This is a genomic window from Anabaena sp. TISTR 8404, assembly GCF_056847745.1.
Genome location: NZ_CP180578.1, coordinates 1,683,418 through 1,701,625, shown reverse-complemented (window position 1 = coordinate 1,701,625; position 18,208 = coordinate 1,683,418). Strand labels below are relative to the sequence as shown.

At 41.6% G+C, this 18,208-nt stretch carries 9 protein-coding genes; 6 read left to right on the top strand and 3 right to left on the bottom strand.

Translation table 11 applies throughout. From position 1 onward, the window contains the following. The first annotated feature begins 296 nt into the window (after nt 1–296). Complete coding sequence (locus ACMX3D_RS07270) at nt 297–2,135, top strand: SUMF1/EgtB/PvdO family nonheme iron enzyme (protein ID WP_482750765.1); 1,839 nt, start codon at nt 297–299, stop codon at nt 2,133–2,135. A gap of 87 nt (nt 2,136–2,222) precedes the next feature. Here ACMX3D_RS07270 and nblS read toward each other — a convergent pair whose 3' ends face one another. Together nblS and purD are read right to left on the bottom strand one after the other, a co-directional pair. Next, nucleotides 2,223–4,115, bottom strand: coding sequence for a two-component system sensor histidine kinase NblS (gene nblS / locus ACMX3D_RS07265; RefSeq protein WP_482750764.1), 1,893 nt, complete (start codon nt 4,113–4,115; stop codon nt 2,223–2,225). 187 nt (nt 4,116–4,302) lie between these two features. After that, a complete protein-coding gene (gene purD, locus ACMX3D_RS07260) occupies nt 4,303–5,580 on the bottom strand; it encodes a phosphoribosylamine--glycine ligase (protein ID WP_482750763.1) in 1,278 nt (425 codons plus the stop codon). A gap of 457 nt (nt 5,581–6,037) precedes the next feature. Between purD and ACMX3D_RS07255 the strand changes: the two genes are divergently transcribed. Beyond that, nucleotides 6,038–6,985, top strand: coding sequence for an NAD-dependent epimerase/dehydratase family protein (locus ACMX3D_RS07255; RefSeq protein WP_482750762.1), 948 nt, complete (start codon nt 6,038–6,040; stop codon nt 6,983–6,985). A 43-nt stretch (nt 6,986–7,028) separates the two neighbouring features. Here the strand turns inward: ACMX3D_RS07255 and ACMX3D_RS07250 are convergent, their stop codons facing one another. Beyond that, entirely contained in the window at nt 7,029–11,276 is a 4,248-nt protein-coding gene (locus tag ACMX3D_RS07250; RefSeq protein WP_482750761.1) for a DUF4347 domain-containing protein, read from the bottom strand. A 1,375-nt stretch (nt 11,277–12,651) separates the two neighbouring features. On the opposite strand from ACMX3D_RS07250, the gene ACMX3D_RS07245 reads away from it, so the two are divergent. From ACMX3D_RS07245 to ACMX3D_RS07230, 4 genes are all read left to right on the top strand, one after another. Further along, nucleotides 12,652–14,667, top strand: coding sequence for an AGE family epimerase/isomerase (locus tag ACMX3D_RS07245; RefSeq protein ID WP_482750760.1), 2,016 nt, complete (start codon nt 12,652–12,654; stop codon nt 14,665–14,667). A gap of 2 nt (nt 14,668–14,669) precedes the next feature. Beyond that, nucleotides 14,670–15,362 carry a DJ-1/PfpI family protein gene (locus ACMX3D_RS07240; protein WP_482750759.1) on the top strand — a complete coding sequence of 231 codons (693 nt, stop codon included), beginning with the start codon at nt 14,670–14,672 and terminating at the stop codon, nt 15,360–15,362. A 21-nt stretch (nt 15,363–15,383) separates the two neighbouring features. Further along, nucleotides 15,384–16,235 (top strand): type 1 glutamine amidotransferase domain-containing protein, encoded by an 852-nt coding sequence (locus ACMX3D_RS07235; RefSeq protein WP_482750758.1) that lies wholly within the window; start codon nt 15,384–15,386, stop codon nt 16,233–16,235. Between the two features lie 76 nt (nt 16,236–16,311). After that, nucleotides 16,312–18,018 (top strand): thiamine pyrophosphate-binding protein, encoded by a 1,707-nt coding sequence (locus ACMX3D_RS07230; protein WP_482750757.1) that lies wholly within the window; start codon nt 16,312–16,314, stop codon nt 18,016–18,018. The last annotated feature ends 190 nt before the right edge of the window (nt 18,019–18,208 follow it).

Sequence of the window (18,208 nt, the reverse complement as noted above, 5' to 3'; positions counted from 1 at the left end):
CAAACACAACTAAATAAAAAGCGAATTTGTACTTCTAGATATATTCAAATACCCTTGACAATAGCAATATTTCCGTCCTATCATTCCTGGTGGAATGGAAATTAGTGTTATCATTCATTCTCAAAATTAAACAGTACCCAACACAGAGGGACAAATAAATAAATTTACGCTCATCTGTATTTTTGTGCTGATATATATGCAGATGAAATTGAGTTAATATTTATTTGTCTAGAAATCGGTTTTCAATTCGATAATATTGGGACTAACTTTGGACAAGATGCTACCTCCTCCTCGTTATGCAAATCTGCCAAAATCCCAATTGTTCAAATCCATTCAATGCTGACGGCAATAGATTTTGCATAAGTTGCGGACAAAGCAGTTTTGGTAAACTGCTAAGAAACCGTTACCGCGTCATCAGACTATTAGGCGAAGGTGGATTTAGTAAAACTTACGCAGCCGAAGATGCAGACAGACTAGATGCACCTTGCGTCATCAAACAGTTCTTTCCCCAAATTCAAGGAACCGGACAACGTACTAAAGCAGCGGAATTCTTCAAAGAAGAGGCATTTCGACTGTATGAACTAGGAGAAAATCATAGCCAAATCCCTAGATTATTGGCTTACTTTGCTCAAGGTTCCAGTTTATATTTAGTCCAAGAATTTATCCAAGGTAAAACCCTCTTAGAAGAAGTTCAAGAGCAACCTTTTAACGAAGAAAAAATTCGCCATATATTAACTGACTTATTACCAGTATTAGAATTTATTCATGCTTGTAATGTTGTGCATCGGGATATCAAACCAGACAACATTATCCGGCGGGAGACTGATGGCAAATTAGTATTAATTGACTTTGGTGGTGCAAAACAAGTAACTCAAACCAGCATCGCCAGACAAGCTACAGTAATTTACACAATGGGTTACGCTCCGAATGAGCAAATGGCTGGTTTTGCTTGTCCGGCTAGTGATTTATATGCTTTGGGTGTAACTTGCGTGCGTTTGCTAACTCAATGTTTACCAATTCAAGATGCTTACGGACAGATTAAAGATCCGCTTTATGATGCCATGAATGGTCAGTGGTTATGGCAAGAATATGTCAAAGCCCAAGGTATTTCTATTAGCGAAGACTTAAGCAAAATTTTAGATAAATTACTGCAACATTTGGCGAGTGATAGATATCAATCAGCAACGGAAGTTCTCAACGATTTAAAATCTGCCAAAACAGTTATTATTGAGCCACAAATAACTCAAACGACATTACTCAAATTACCAACAGAACCAAAAATCATTAGACCATTACCACCCTTACAAACCTGTGAATTTGATGTAGTCACAGTAGACACAGGCGGTAGAGAAGTTAGCCGCGATCGCACCACAGCCGAGTTTTTTGTGGAAGAATTGAGTAAAGGCGTAACCCTAGAAATAGTAGCGATTCCTGGTGGGACATATCTCATGGGTTCACCCAACTTTGAAGGCGATGCAGACGAACGTCCTCAACATCGAGTAGCGATCGCACCCTTTTTTATGGGTAAATATCCTATAACCCAAGCACAGTGGCGTGCTGTCACCGCCTTACCCAAAGTCAAACAAACCTTAAATCCCTACCCTTCCAAATTTAAAGGACTTAATCGCCCAGTAGAAAACGTTTCTTGGCACGAAGCTGTAGAATTTTGCGTGCGACTCTCGCAACACACCGGACGAGAATATCGCCTCCCCAGTGAAGCCGAATGGGAATATGCTTGTCGCGCCGGAACTACCACATCCTTTCACTTTGGCGAAAAAATCACCACAGAATTAGTCAACTACAGCGACAGCGATACCTACATCATGGAAGCAAAAACCAGATATCGCAAAGAAACCACCGATGTAGGTAGTTTTCAAGTAGCCAACGCCTTTGGATTGTACGATATGCACGGGTTAGTTTGGGAATGGTGCGCTGACCCTTGGCACAACAATTATCAAGGCGCACCTTCAGATGGAAGAATTTGGGAAGAAGGCGGTGATATCCATCGGCGGGTGTTGCGCGGTGGTTCCTGGAACTTCGGTGCAGAACTATGTCGTAGCGCCAGCCGCAGTTGGAATGAATCAGACGGTGGTTTAAGGATTTGCGGTTTCCGCGTCGTCTTTTCTGTGGGATAGGAATTACGCATAATCTAATTTCTCTGTGTTCTCTGCGCCTTTGCGTGAGATATAAAATTCTTGTGTTGTAATATTCACGCAAGAAGTCTAATCACATAAAGCTAAGTCAAACCAGAAAGTTGTACCTATACCAACTTCACTGACCAAGTGAACTTTACTCCCATGCCTTTCAACAATATTTCTGACAATTGATAAACCCAAACCCGTACCTTCTAAGGTGTGAACTCGGTTTTCCACACGGAAGAAGCGGTCAAAAATTGCTTGTTGGTCTTCTGGCGCAATACCAATACCAGTATCAGATACTTCCACACGCACACGGAGAGACTGATTTTGCGAATGGGGTTTAGGATCTAATTGGTAGGCGCGGAGAGCGACTTTACCGCCGGCTTTGGTAAATTTCAGAGCATTTCCTACCAAATTAGCTAAAACTTGGAGTAACAAATCATAATTACCCATAACTAGCGGTAAATTAGGAGCAACTTCTTGAATTAGTTCAATCCCTTTATCTTTAGCGTTGAGTTGATAAGTTCGCAGTGTTTGTTCAATAGCTTGGGCGAGATCTACACCATCAAAGTTGTAACTGCGACCAGATTCTAACTTAGACAAGTCTAATACATCGTTAACCAAACGAGTCAGGCGATCGGTTTCATGGTTAACTGTTTTGAGAAAATCCTGACGCTGTTCTATACTCAAGTCTTCGCCGTAGTCGTGCAGAGTTTCAATAAAAGATTTGATATTAAATAACGGTGTCCGCAGTTCATGAGAAACGTTGCTGATAAATTGGCTTTTGGCTTCGTTGAGTTCTACTTCCCGCGTAATATCTTGTACAGTAATGGCAATGCCTTTAATACTTTCGCGTTGCAGATTGAGTACTGTAGTCAACAAAATCCGAATGGTTCGCTTGATTGGTTGGTTGAGATGAATGCGGAACTCGGCACTGTCGCATTCACCCGCCGCCATTTCGTAAAGGGGACGGGTGATTTCCATCTGGATAGCTGGTGGCAATTGATGCAGAACATTACTACCGACTACATCATGACCTTCCCAGCCAAAAATCCGCCGTGCTGTGGGGTTGACTAAAATCACCTGCATGTTGTTATCAATCAACACAGCACCATCAGCAATAGTTGAAACTAAAGTTTCGAGTTTGGCTTTTTCGGCGGTTAATTCCTCAATATTTTGTTCTTCATAGCGTTCTAGACGCTCTGCCATATCATTAAAACTGAGAATTAACTCTCCGAGTTCGCCGCCTAGGGGTAAATCGATGCGCTGCTTAAAATTTCCGGTGGCGATTTGTTTTACACCAACTAGCAGTTCTTTAATTGGCTTGGTGATAGTTAAAGCATTAATTACACCTGCCAAAATTACCATTACCCAAATCGTGATAAACACGGCAATGGTGACATCACGGGTGAAGTTTGTAGAAATAACTGCCGTTTGGTTGGGATTGATTCCAATAGCCAAAACACCCAAGTATTTTTGCTCGACGATCAGTGGTACAAACACATCGGTGACGATTCCATCAGGAGTGTTATGTTGCCGCACCATTGGCTTATCGTCATCACCAGGATAATCTTCTGGCAGTTTTATGCGCCGCTCAATTGTCAACAAGGAATTTTCTACTTCTGGTTCCCAAAATGGAATGCCAAAGAAGATTTTGCCGCCTTCGTCAGCGTAGAGCATATACCTAACGCTAGAAGTACTGCTATAAAATCTTTGGGAAAATTGGGCAACCTCGGTGAGATTATTTTCTGCAATCAGGGGGGTAACATTAGCAGCAAGCAGCAGTCCCAAGTCGCGGCCGAATCGGGTGTCATTCAGACGCGCATCCTGCTGAATTGTATTTACAGCCCAAAAGGTCAGACCACTCATCACCAAAGAAACCACTAACGTGGCAACAGCTAAAAGCTTAGTTTGGAGGGTGAAATCTGACCACCAATTGGCGATCGCTTCTCGGATTGTTTTTAACAGAGCCAACATTTTCAATAAAGTTGTTAGTAGTTTTTGTGATAAACCCCAACAACTAAAAAATTAACAGTTAATTTGTCCAACAGGGTAGAGAGAAGTCGGAATTCTGAAGTCTGAAGTCTGAAGTCTGAAGGTTAGTTGGCGAAGTCGAACCCATAGGCTGAGGCCAGATACAAATTCATAATTCATACTTCACACTTCATACTTCATTCAGCACTCTATGACCAATGTCTCTCCTATAATATATTCCTTCAAACTGGATATATTTCAGCCCTGTGTAGGCTTGGGCGATCGCTTGTTGAAAATTTTCGCCTGTGCCAGTCACATTTAACACCCGTCCACCATCGGTGACAACTTGCTGTTGGTCGTTCAATTTTGTCCCGGCATGAAATACGGTGACTCCGGCGGCTGCGTCAATGCCAGTTATCACCTTACCTTTGGCATAATCTCCCGGATAACCACCAGAAGCCGCCACCACAGTCGCTGCTGCGCCACTGTGCCAAGCAATGGGGGGCATTTCTCCTAAACGCTGCTGTACACAAGCCAGGATTAAATCTATGAGGGGTGTTGCCAATAAGGGCAAAATCACTTGTGTTTCGGGATCACCAAAACGACAGTTAAATTCCAGCACCTTAAAGTCGCCTTCCGGTGTAATCATCAACCCAGCGTAAAGTACACCACGATAGTCTATGCCTTTGTTGCGGAGAGTGGCGATCGCTTTTTCTAATACTTCTGTTTGCACCCGTGCCATTAATTCTGGTGTGGCGATCGGTGCTGGGCAGTATGCTCCCATTCCCCCAGTATTTTCGCCTGTATCACCCTCACCAACCCGTTTATGGTCTTGTGCTGGGAGTAAGGAGCGAATTGTTAACCCATCGGTTAAGGCTAAAACTGATACTTCTTGGCCAATTAAACACTCTTCAATGACGACAAACTCACCAGCACTGCCAAACTGCCCTTGGAAAATGGCATCAATGGAACTTTCAGCTTGTTCTATTGTGGTAGCAACAGTCACACCTTTTCCTGCTGCCAAGCCATCAGCTTTCACAACTATCGGTGCGCCTTGTGCTTTGACATAAGATTTGGCAGCAGCAGCCTCCGTAAATACCGCAGCCTTAGCTGTAGGAATACCAGCTTCCTGCATCAGAGACTTTGCCCAAGCCTTACTGGCTTCGATTTGCGCTCCCGCTCTGACAGGGCCAAATACCATTAGTCCTTGAGCTTGCAGGTAGTCTGTAATTCCCTTCGCCAGTGGGACTTCTGGCCCGACTACCACTAAAGAAATGTTATTTGCTATGGCGTATTGGCTGATTCCCGCAAAATCATCCACAGCTAAGGGCAAATTATGACAACCTGCCATATTAGCTGTACCGCCATTTCCCGGCACACAGACGACTTGCTCAACTTGCGGGGATTGCAATAGTTTCCATGCTAGAGCGTGTTCACGCCCTCCGTTACCGACAACTAAAACTTTCACAGATTTCCTCTTGCGTGCCTTGTGACACGAGAACACTCTAGGAAGTCAAAAGTTAAAAGTCAAAAGTCAAAAGACTTTATCTTCCTAACTCTTGCGCCATTGGCAATGGCAGCTATGTACTAGAACTACTCGCGGATCAATTTTTCCCTAATTTCGGTACTGATGCAAGTCCTGTGTTTAAAGACCAGGCATGAAGGAATAAAAGCTAGTTAACACAATCAAACATCAAAAACTTTTTTTCTAGACCCTAGTCTCTTGCCTCTATTTTTTATACTAATTACTATGTTTGCAATCAAATTAATTTTAGAAAACATCAATAATTACACGTAAGTAATTCTGCTAGGTTTCAATGATTAATTTAAACATTACTGCTGAATGATGACGTTTTCACAAGATAAGTATTAACCTGTGAATATTGCAATCAGGGAAATATCAAAAAAACAGGTAAATTGAGAATATGGCTAAAATTATTGTTACAGGGGCAGCAGGTTTTATAGGTTCTCATATTGCAGAAGTACTGCTAAAACAAGGAGAAGAAGTAATCGGTGTTGATGAATTTAATGATTACTACGATCCAATATTAAAACGTAAGAATATTGCTCACTTAAGCTGCTGGTCTAACTTTACATTGATTGAAGGAAATATTCAGTTTTTAGATTGGCAAACTTTACTTCAAGATGTAGAAATTATCTACCATCAGGCAGCCCAAGCAGGAGTCAGGGCTAGTTGGGGTGAAGGTTTCCGTGCTTATACTGAACGAAATATCAACTCTACACAAGTTTTATTAGAAGCAGCAAAGGATGCAAAAAATCTTAAAAGATTAGTATTTGCTTCGACATCTAGTGTCTACGGTGATGCCGAAACTTTACCCACCCACGAAAGCATTTGCCCTCATCCTGTTTCACCTTATGGGATTACCAAGTTAGCCGCAGAACGTTTGTGTGGACTTTATCAGAAAAACTTTAATGTGCCAATTGTGGCACTGCGCTATTTCACAGTTTATGGGCCGAGACAACGCCCAGATATGGCATTTCATAAGTTTTTCAAAGCTGTTTTGCAAGATGAAGCAATTCCGATTTATGGTGATGGACAGCAAACGCGAGACTTTACTTTTGTGAGTGATGTTGTAGCAGCAAATTTAGCTGCGGCGAGTGTCACAGAAGCGGTGGGTAAAATTTTTAACATTGGTGGTGGTAGCAGAGTAGTTTTAACAGAAGTTTTGGACACAATGGCGGAAATCGTCGGTCAGCCTATTAAGAAAAACTACATTGAAAAAGCAATGGGAGATGCACGTCACACTGCTGCGGATATATCGCAAGCGCAGAAAATTTTGGGATATCAGCCGCAAGTTTCGCTGAGAGAGGGATTGGCACAAGAATGGCAGTGGGTGAAGGCATTGTATTAATTAACTCACAAACCACCATTCTTGGATGCCAAACTACTGATGATTAAACCAAAACGTTAGAGCCAACCACTAGATTTGTAACAGTGAACTTATTGAGAGTTACGAGAGTATTAAAATCATCTGCACCACCATTTTGGTCAACTTGAACTTGAGTAGCAGCCCCAAGTTGCACAAATCTCAGGTAGCCATCGCTGATAGGATTGCTGCCACTATAGCCCAGACTCTTAAATAAGTCAGTCAGGACTAATTGATCATGGCGGCGATCAAAGTCCTTGATTTTATCACCATTAGTACCGCGATCGCTCAAGGTTTGATAAACAAACTGGTCATTACCTTGACCGCCAATGAGGGTATCGTTCCCTGCACCACCAATCAAAACATCATTACCCTGACCGCCAATGAGGGTATCGTTCCCTGCACCACCGCGTAGTAGGTCGTTACCACTCTTGCCATCGATGTTATCATCGCCCCCTAGACCATTAATCACATCATCAGATTTATTAAAACCTTTGACATTGTTATTGCGATCGTTGAGGAAAGATACTATGTTCTTGTTGTACAGTTTGCCTTTCGTAGAGTAGGTATCAAAAACATCATAGCTATTGGTAAAGCTAGTTTGACCGTCAAACAAGATATTACCAATAGCTCCCCTTGTCTGGGATGCTGGGAAGTTATCTAAATTCTCTAAGGTAAAATTTTGTAGGATGACTTTAGCATCAGCTACCCCTTCAAAGGTAATTTCCACATTGCTACCATTTTGGGCAAGTAGCAAATTACGCGCAGTCAAGCCAGCACCATTAAATTTGATAGTATCCACTTCGGCAATAACTGTAGCTGTGGCGTCGAAGATTGTACCTACACCACCAAAATCAGTGATGGTATCAATGCCATCTCCTAAATTGTAGATAAATCTATCTTTTCCGCCACCACCTGTGAGACTGTCTTTGCCTTGCTTGCCTGTAATAATGTCGTTCCCAGCCTTACCGTTAATTGTGTCATCATCATTACTACCCTCTAAGGTATCATCGCCACTAGTTCCCGTCAGGTTAAGACCTGTGGATGGAAATTCGTATGCGCCGATATCTACTGTGCCGCCGGATATTCTGCCAAATCCTGCCCCGCGTTGGTCGGTAGTGATTTCGGCAGGGATGAGAGTATTATTGCCAGCATTAAGGGCGGGACTATCTGTGAGTAAGGCATGAGTTAAGGTAGCGCCACCGTTATTTTGCAACGGGCCGAGTTTCGGGTCGATGGGGTTGGTGCTTGTGCCGACGAGGGTGCTGGTAGTAAAGCCTGTGCTACCAGTACTATCACCAATCAAGTTATTGCCCAAGTCGTTGAAATCACCAACAACATCGGGGTTAAATTCACCAAAAGGAAGATTGAGGTCGAAGTTGCCTGCAATGATGGTGTTACCAATTGTGGCTGTACCATCAGCGGTGTTAAAAATACCCCCACCGTTAGGATCGATAGAAAAGTAACTAGATTGATACTGAAATGCGGAGTTATTAGTAACAGTGCTGTTCCTAACAGTCAAAGTGCCTTGGTTGCCGATACCACCACCGTAGCTGGCCTGATTAGTAGAGACAGTGGTATTAATGATATTGAGGTTACCTGCATTATAGATGCCACCACCGGACTCTGCGCTACTATCAGAAATGGTGCTGTTAGTTATGTTGACAATCCCAGAGTTATAGATACTGCCACCGTAGGTTGCGGGTAAAAAAGGAGGGGCATTACGGCCAAAGGCATCGGAAATCGATCTATTGTTAGCAAAAGTGCTGTTATTGATGTTGAGATTGCCTGTATTGAAGATGCCGCCACCATAGGTGGAAGCTTCATAATTGTTGGCTGTGTTATTGGAGACAGTGCTGTTATTTAAATTGAGAGTTCCAGAGTTATAAAGGCCGCCTCCGGCAAAAGAGCCATTATTGTCTGATACAGTGCTGTTAGTTAAAGTGAGAGTGCCTCTGTTAAAGATGCCACCTACTGAGCCGCTACTATCAGACACAGTACTGTTGGTCAGATCGAGGGTAGCATTGCCATTGACTAAAATAGCGCCAAATATATTGTTAGCATTAGCCACCTTCACGCCATTAATGGTGGCATCTGTATCTGTCCCAGATATTTCAAAAACTCTGTAAGTATTATTGCCGCTGATGGTAAGTTGAGATGCCCCAGTCCCCATAATGGTGACATCATCGGTAATTGTAAGTTGCCCAGAGGTGAGATTAATAATATCTGCTACATCATCAAGAAACACTCCGGCAAAAGTAATGATGTCTGCCCCGGCATTGGCATTGGCATTAAGGAGTGCCTGCCGCAATGATCCTGCTCCAGAATCGTTAGTATTGGTTACTACTGTATCCGCAGTTGTGATTGGATTGTTAATACTACCGTCTTCGTATGCGCCAATATCCACTGTGCCATCAACTATGCGGTCTGCACCTCGTTGGTCAATACTAGTATTAGCAGGAACTAGGGAATTATTGCCTGCGTTAATGGCAGGACTATCTGGTTGTAAGGCATGAGTTAAGGTGTTACCACCGTTATTTTGCAGTGGCCCTAGTTTGGGATCGATAGGGTTGGCATCAGTACCGATGAGAGTGCTAGTGGTAAAGTCTGTGTTACTGCCTTGATTACCAATTAGATTATTGCCAAAGTCGGTGAAGCGCCCAGTTACGCCAGTGTATTCATCATCATAGTTGTATACGTCGGGGTTGATGTCACCAGAGTTAGAGTGATCAAAATTGTCTGCAATTATGGTATCGCCAATAGTGGCACTGCGATCATTGGCAATACCTCCGCCACTACCAGTACCATCACTATCAGAATCAGCGGTATTATTGGCGATCGTAGAGTTAATTACAGTGAGATTGCTATAGTTATAGATTCCTCCACCATCTTCGCTGGCTGAATTGCCAGAGACTGTGCTGTTAGTGATGGTAGCAGAACCGACTCTGAAATAATAAAGTTCCCCTCCAGTATAAATGCCACCTCCTTGTCTGGCTGAATTGTCAAAGATAGTACTGTTGCTCAAGTTAAGACTACCTTCGTTATTAATGCCACCGCCATAGAAACTTACAGAATTACCAGAGATAATACTGTCACGAATACTGATGTTGCGATTTTGAGGGTTATAGATACCGCCGCCAAAACTCGCTGAATTGTTAGAGACTGTGCTGTTAACTAGGCTGAAAGCGGCATTGTTATAGATACCACCACCAGAATAGATACCATCAGTACCAGTAGTATTGCCAGAGACTGTACTGTTCCTGACGCTAAGAGTACCTAAGTTAAATATGCCACCGCCGTTACGGTTTGCAGAATTGCCGGAGACTGTACTGTTATTGAGGCTGAGGATGCTATTGGCATTAACCAAAATACCTCCACCGTTCTGGACAGCAGCAGTTGAATTGTTACCATTGGCAATATTCAAGCTATCAATCACGACATCTGTACCTGCTCCCGATATCTCGAATACTCTGGAGGTATGATTGCCGCTAATGGTAATTTGAGATACTCCAGTCCCTATGATGTTTACATTGTCAGTGATTGTTAGTTGTCCAGAGGTAAGGGTGATGGTATCGGGGATGTCGTCGCTGAATATGTCGGCAAAGGTAATGGTATCTGTCCCGGATGTATTATTGGCTAAGTTAATTGCTTCCCTAAGAGTAGTTGTACCGTTATTCGGATCACCATCATCACTGTCTCCGATATCATTAACTACGAAGGTGGCAAATACTCCTGTGTATGCTTGGCACGTTGTTTGTGTAAACGCTAGAGTTACTTCCATGTTTGCAGTGCAGAAGTCTAATTCCCAGTTACCACCTAAGACTGTACTACCGACTCGCCCACGAGAAGCAGCAATATTGGCTTTTGTTAGTTGGTGCAGTTTGGTGATAAATTCTGTCCCCGCATCACCAGCGGCTACGTTGCAACCATAAAGCAGAATGTTGATATTGTTATGCCATTGTTGCAGTTGCGGTTGGTAAATATCGAGAGTATCGATTCCTAAATTAGTGTTGCCTAGATACAAGCAACCAGGAATAGCGTGGGCAACAATATGAATGTTAGTTAGATTGAGATGCTGATAATTAGCTAAAATTGCCGTAATTTGCTCAATGCCGTCTTGGTTGGATTCCAGTAAGAAGACTTCAGTGTTGGGGATGACACCGTTGGCTAAATTTTGATAGTCTGCGATCGCTGTATCTATAAAGACAAGGTGTTTGGTAGAAGTAGTGGAAATTGCAGTATTGACTCGCAATTGTGATTTAAGTAGCGTTGCCATGTTCGGTGAAGGTTGTAAGGTTAATTCCAATCGCTGCCTAGTAATTAATAGGAATTTACACAACTTAAAAGTCAGTAGAAACTATTTTTTATTGCTTAGTATTTCGTCTTTGTATCATCAAGCAAATTGCTGTTGCTGTAAACTAACCCACTAATAATCTTTATAATTTGCTCTCAATATTTTAAAGTGTGATGAAGCGGCTTTTTATTTGTTTAAAAAATAAAAATTAATGGATTTTTTAGGTAGCAATATAAGAATTATAACTAATAGTTAATTTTGATAAAAATAGGAGTTACGCATTGACAAAAAAACTCATTCATGTGTGCTAGGTAGCACAAGTATTGATGAGATTTTTTACAATGTTTGAAAATAAGAATACTTTGGCAGATAAAATTAGTAATTAAATAGATTTTGCATAAATTGATATTTCAGCTAAAAAGAAACTAAAAACTTTCCTGAATAACCTCTATATTGGCTCTAAAATTACTATTAATATACTTGCATTTATATTTCGGAATTAATTAGTTAAAAAATAAAAACAAATAACATATATTTAGGAATAGAGAAAATCTACTTGTTTCTATCTCAAGTGATATATAAGAAGATAATCTTATCTTAATACACCAAATATTATCTAGCTTAAGATAGACGATTGCTACTTTTTACTAAACTAAATTCATAACTAATGAAAGTATGTAGTTTAGAGAAGCTTATACCATTTTGGATTTTATATTTTGGATTGTGGATTGAGAAAGAGTTGATTGAAAAGCTTTTCAGCAATTCCTTTGTCGCAATCATTTCTCAATTTGGTATTAGAACTAATTGCTAGTTAATAAAAGTTGCAATTTTATTACTATCTGCTTGACTAAGCTAATTGTCATTGAAATTGCACTATTTTCATGGTAGTAAAAGCTGCAAACCCTCTTTCTGGCTAAGTGCCACACTTCGGCTATGCTCAGTAATACCTTGCCAAGAACTACAGTATCAATATGCAAATTAAATGTTGAACAGCTTATCTCTTTGTTTACAAATTTCAATTTATACCTGATAAAAAATCTGAGGATATAAATAAAGAGTGTGCAATTAACAAAGATTTTGCATTTATCTGGAAACTTATAAATATGAAGCCAGAGTTTAAAATTATTTTTTGATAACTGCGCTTCATTTGACTGCTTTTTTAATCAGAGTTTTACTTGTTACTTTAATAATTGTTGGCATTTATAAATAGATACTGAATATACTGCTAATTTAGACAAGAATTGAAATCTTGAAGATTTGATGTAATTCAAGACAGCCTATCTGGTATTGAACAGTAAGAATATTCAATAGTTTGAATTTAAGCAGAGATTTTTAGTAAAAAAACAGGAAGGAATTTATGAAGCTATTTACTGTGTGTACAACCCTAATGGGTAAAGTTACTGATATTGCCCAGGAGCAAGGAAAATTTACTATTAAATGCCGTAGTGGGGATGAGTTCCTGGTGGCAATTGGTAGAGAAACACGATTTCAATTTTTACAAGATTTGGATGGGATAAACCGCGATCGCGTCCCAACTCCTGAAAATTTTCATCAATCCTCACCACCAGATTTAGTGAGAAAATATATCCAGCCTGATAGCTTAGTAGTTCTACAAGGGGTGTATCAAGAAAATAATGGTAGCCGCCAATATGATGCTCGCATTGTTAACTTACTACATTCATATAGAGGACAAGGTGAATATCTTTTTGAACAGACACAATGGTGGATCACACAAATCGCCCGTCTAGCAGATGGTTGGTTAGGCTATTTGTTTCCGAATAAACAAACCTATCAAATCGATGATTTTGCTCTCTACCGCACTAACTTAAACATCATCGGTTTACCAACTGATGACGACATCCAGGAATGTGCCACTCTCTCTAGGGTAATTTACGGTCTTTCCTCTGCTTACTTGTTAACTGGAGGTGAACAATATCTTTCAGCTGCTCGTGCTGGAGTTCAATACCAACGAGAAACTTTTCGCAGTTTAACATCTGATGGCAAACATTGTTTTTGGGCTTTTGGCAAGCGCAAGACAAAGTACAGTTATGAGTTGTATATGCAATCTCTCCACGAGGAGGATAGAGATACTATCCCACTTTACGAACAAATTTACGCCTTAGTTGGATTAGCTCAGTACTATCGCATCACTTTGGATTGGGAAGTACTTGATGATATCAAGCGGACTGTTCGCATGTTTAATGAATTCTTCGCTGATCCAGAATCAGAGTACGGCAAACATGCTTACGGTGATTATTTTTCACACCTTGATTATGTAAATCTCAATTGGGACAGTCCGGCTCTTGGCGATCGCCAAGCCAGAAAAAATTGGAATTCGATTGGGGATCATATACCGGCTTATTTAATTAACGTGATTTTGGCATTAGAACCTTTGCCATTAACTGATCATGGTCACGAAGAAATCGGGAAATTTTTAGAAACCTGCAAAAAGATGCTCAAAACATCATCCACAATCATTGTTGATAAATTTCCCGACCCAGATCCCAACGTTCCGTTTGTGAATGAGCGATTTTTCCGAGATTGGAAACCAGACCATAATTGGCGGTGGCAACAAAATCGTGCTGTTGTAGGACACAACTTGAAGATTGCCTGGAACCTGACTCGTGTTGCTAACTATTATTACTCTCTAGCTGCCCAATCTGCGACTGAGAATCCGCAAGAAGCTGAAGAATCCCAACGCCTAGCCGATAAGTTAATGAAGTTAGCAGATCGGTTAGGAATCAAGATGGCAGAAATAGGCGTAGATTTATTTAGGGGTGGAATCTTTGATACTTTAGAACGTAATCCTCAAAATGGAACACCACTAGAATTTCCTTGGTTCAACACTAAAGAATTCTGGCAACAAGAACAAGCTTTATTAGCCTATTTAATTCTTCATGGTTGCAGTAATGAAGATCATGATCAAAAACAAGAGTATTTGCGGTTAGCACGAGAAACAGCTGCATTTTGGAATTTATTCTTTCTCGACCAAGAGAATAAAGGTGTTTTCTTCCGAGTCAGTGAAAATGGAGATCCAATTACTCAAGGACAGTTCGGACAGAAAGAATCACATTCGAGTGGATACCATCACTTTGAGCTAAATTATTTGGCTCACATTTATATCAGTAGCTATGTGACAAAAGAACCTTTCTGTTTGTATTTCAAACCTAATCCCAATTGTCGCCAGCGATCGCTTAATGTCTTACCTGATTTCTTTAGACCCAATACTCTGGAAGTGAGTAGAATCAGCATTAATGGTAGCGATCGCACCACAATTGATCGTGATAATTTTCAAATTGAACTGGGAGAGAGAGAATTTGAACTTGGTTCAGAAGCAGAAATCATTGTGGAATTTACACCCAAGACTAAATAATTATGACTACCCGAATCCTAGAAGGTAAGAAAATCGCCGTACTCGTCGAAACTGAATACATTCCCTATGAGATCGCGGCATATCAAACACGCTTTTCCGAACTTGGAGCAACTGTCCATTTAATGTCCCGGCTATGGGGAAATCAAAGTGTTCGCTTTGCAGCTGATGTTGATAGCGTAGAAGAAGCGGATCTGATCAATAGACAGGAAACGTCACTTGCAACATTGGAAGTCAACATCGACTTTCAGAGTGTAGATGTTAATCAATATGCGGCTGTAATTATGGCCGCTAACTACACCAGTGTACGTCTGCGCTACTTTCAACCACCACCAAGACAGCAGATTAGTCCAGAAATGACACGTACTGCACCAGCAGTTCAGTTTTTTGCTCAAGCAATGGCAAATCCCAAAATTGTCAAAGGCTTACTCTGTCATGGATTGTGGTTACTGACACCCATGCCAGAATTACTCCGAGGAAGAAGGGTGATATGTCATGAAGTGGTGCTGGCAGATATTGCTAATGCTGGTGCTGTTTATGTCCCGCCACCTGTGAATTCTCAAGCAAATGATCCGGGCAATATTGTGGTTGATAGAGACTTAGTGACAGGACGAGCCGGACATGATGTGTATGCGTTTATTGATGCGATCGCTCACCAAATAGTATCTCAAGGAAAAGAATTGGCAGGAGTTGCCTAGAAAGACAAAGGAGATCATCCGATGACAAAGATTTTGATTGTGTTATCCGAGTGGGGTTATTGGGGAGAAGAACTAGTAGGCCCCCTAGAAACCTTTGATGCAGCTGGGTATCAAGTTGACTTCGCCACCCCAAATGGTAAAAGACCCGTAGCACTAGGGGCGAGCATAGACCCAACTTTCGTTGATCCTCCTTTGGGCAGACCAGTGGTTTCCCAAGAGATGGCTGATAAGGTCAGACAATTGGATGACACCAACAATCCACGATTAAACAACCCGAAAAATCTCAAAGAGTGGCTTCCAGAAAGACCTTACTGGAGTTCGCCAAAATTCTTACGGGAAATGGAGGAATATTACAGAAAACTTGATGAAGTGCAACAAAGAGATTTGCAAACATACGATGCCATTCTCATTGTTGGTGGTAGCGGCCCGATGGTTGATTTAGTCAACAACCAGAGAGTACACGATCTCATCCTCAGCTTTTACCAAATGGGTAAGCCAGTAGCCGCAGAATGTTATGGTGTTGCGTGTCTAGCGTTTGCCCGTGATATTGGCGATCGCCACAGCATTATCCGGGGTAAGCACGTCACAGGCCATTGCTTGGAATATGACTACAAAGATGGTACAGGATTTATGGGTACTAACATCGACCCATGTCTGAACAATATTAACTTTGGCACGCCATTCTATCCTCTAGAATACATACTCCGCGATGCCACAGGGCCAGACGGACAGTACCACGGTAATGTCGGTAGACCAACATCAGTAATTGTTGATTATCCATTTATCACAGGTCGCTCTACTCCAGACTCTTATCTCACTGGTCAGAAGTTGGTGGAAGTTCTAGAAAAAGGACTCAGGCGCTATGGCTGGTAAAGCCGGATTTTGAATATCTGGATGGTACTGCACGATAAACGCTGTATGCAGTTGATAGTTGCAGAAGGTAGAATCCATGACTAACAAAACAGGCCGCTTTGCGATTCTGGAACAATTTTTGGCAGATGGTATCCATTACATGTTTGGTAATCCTGGCACATCAGAAGAAGGATTTTTGGATGCTATTCGGGAATATCCAGACCTAAAGTACATTTTGACATTGCAAGAATCCGTTGCTGTCATGGCAGCCGATGGTTACGCTAGAGCAACGAAAAAGCCTGCTTTAGTGCAAATTCATAGTACACCTGGTTTAGGAAATGCGATCGGCGCACTTTACCAAGCATACCGAGGTCACTCACCGCTTGTAGTCATTGGTGGTGATGCAGGTATTAAATACCAAGCAATGGATGCTCAGATGGCAGGAGACTTAGTGGCTTTTGCAAAACCTGTTACTAAGTGGTCAACAATGGTGATGGAGCCATCTTCACTGCTACGAGTATTGCGTCGGGCTATCAAAATTGCTGCAACTCCACCAATGGGGCCTGTCTATGTTTGTTTACCAATAGATATTTTGGATGCTCCCGTAGTTGAAGAAGTCAGACCAACTTCCATCCCATCTACCAGAGTTGTGCCAGATGAAGAATTGCTCAAAACAGCAGCAACTATCTTAGCATCTGCTCACAAACCAATGATTTTTGTAGGAGATGGAGTTGCTTATTCTGGCGCACAAGCAGAGTTGACCCGTATTGCTGAACTCTTGGGTGCAGAGGTTTGGGAAGCTGATGCTGGGGAGGTGAATATGAGTCATACCCATCCTCTTTACCAGGGTATGACAGGACACATGTTTGGTCATGATAGTTTACCCATCACTTCCAGAGGCGATGTCAATTTAATTTGTGGAACTTACCTTTTACCAGAAGTTTTTCCAGAACTGGGAAATATCTTTGCACCCGCAGCCAAAGTTATTCACATTGATTTAAATGCTTATGAGATTGCCAAAAATCATCCAGTAGATTTGGCTATGGTCAGTGATCCAAAATTGACCATAGCCCACTTAGCCAGCATCTTGGAAGCAATCATGACATCAGACCAAAAAGAAGCTGCAAAAGCAAGAACAGCAGAAATTGCCCAAGCAAAAGAAACAACCCATCAACGTCAGTTAGTAACTGACCGAGAAATTCAAGATGCAGTACCATTACACTTTTCTCGCTTCACAGCAGAACTGACAAAGCACTTACCAAAGGATGCAATCATCTTTGATGAAGCGCTAACGAGTTCTCCTGATGTGACACGTTATTTAACTCCAACCACGCCAGAGCATTATTTCCTGACTCGTGGTGGTTCTTTGGGTGTGGGAATACCAGGAGCAATTGGCGCAAAACTTGCTAACCCCGACAAAACGGTGGTTGGGTTTACTGGCGATGGTGCTGCGATGTATACCATCCAAGCACTTTGGTCAGCTGCGCGTCATCATGTCGATGCCAAATTTGTCATTTGTAATAATCGCTCTTACAAGTTGTTACAGCTAAATGTTCTGGCTTATTGGCAAGAGCGTCAAATACCACAGCATGACTACCCCCTAAGTTTTGATTTATCTAAGCCAGAGATTGATTTTGTGGAGATGGCTCGTGCGATGGGAGTTGAAGGTGTGCAGATCGAGAAACCTCAAGAGATTACTCCAGCAATTCAAAAGGCATTAGCTCATAAAGGCCCTTTTCTCATTGATGTCAGAGTTGAAGCGGATGTTCACCCGGAAATGATTGGTATTAAATGTGGGCAATAACTTTGTGAATAGATCTGCAAGCTCAAATTTGTAGGATGATGCAGCCTCTAAATTTCAATTGATAATTAACAAAAACAGCAGGATAAAGATGTAGCCATTACCCCGCAATTTGCTTATATTCTGTCATGCGAAATCTCTTACTTATCAACGCGATCGCGAATTTAATCAACTCAATTTACTTGATTGTGTA

Bases quoted from the DNA above. Each gene is read 5' to 3' on its own strand.
- ACMX3D_RS07270 (WP_482750765.1), top strand. From the start codon at position 297: ATGCAAATCTGCCAAAATCCCAATTGTTCAAATCCATTCAATGCTGAC.
- ACMX3D_RS07255 (WP_482750762.1), top strand. From the start codon at position 6,038: ATGGCTAAAATTATTGTTACAGGGGCAGCAGGTTTTATAGGTTCTCAT.
- ACMX3D_RS07250 (WP_482750761.1), bottom strand. From the start codon at position 11,276: ATGGCAACGCTACTTAAATCACAATTGCGAGTCAATACTGCAATTTCC.
- ACMX3D_RS07245 (WP_482750760.1), top strand. From the start codon at position 12,652: ATGAAGCTATTTACTGTGTGTACAACCCTAATGGGTAAAGTTACTGAT.
- ACMX3D_RS07240 (WP_482750759.1), top strand. From the start codon at position 14,670: ATGACTACCCGAATCCTAGAAGGTAAGAAAATCGCCGTACTCGTCGAA.
- ACMX3D_RS07235 (WP_482750758.1), top strand. From the start codon at position 15,384: ATGACAAAGATTTTGATTGTGTTATCCGAGTGGGGTTATTGGGGAGAA.
- ACMX3D_RS07230 (WP_482750757.1), top strand. From the start codon at position 16,312: ATGACTAACAAAACAGGCCGCTTTGCGATTCTGGAACAATTTTTGGCA.
- nblS (WP_482750764.1), bottom strand. From the start codon at position 4,115: ATGTTGGCTCTGTTAAAAACAATCCGAGAAGCGATCGCCAATTGGTGG.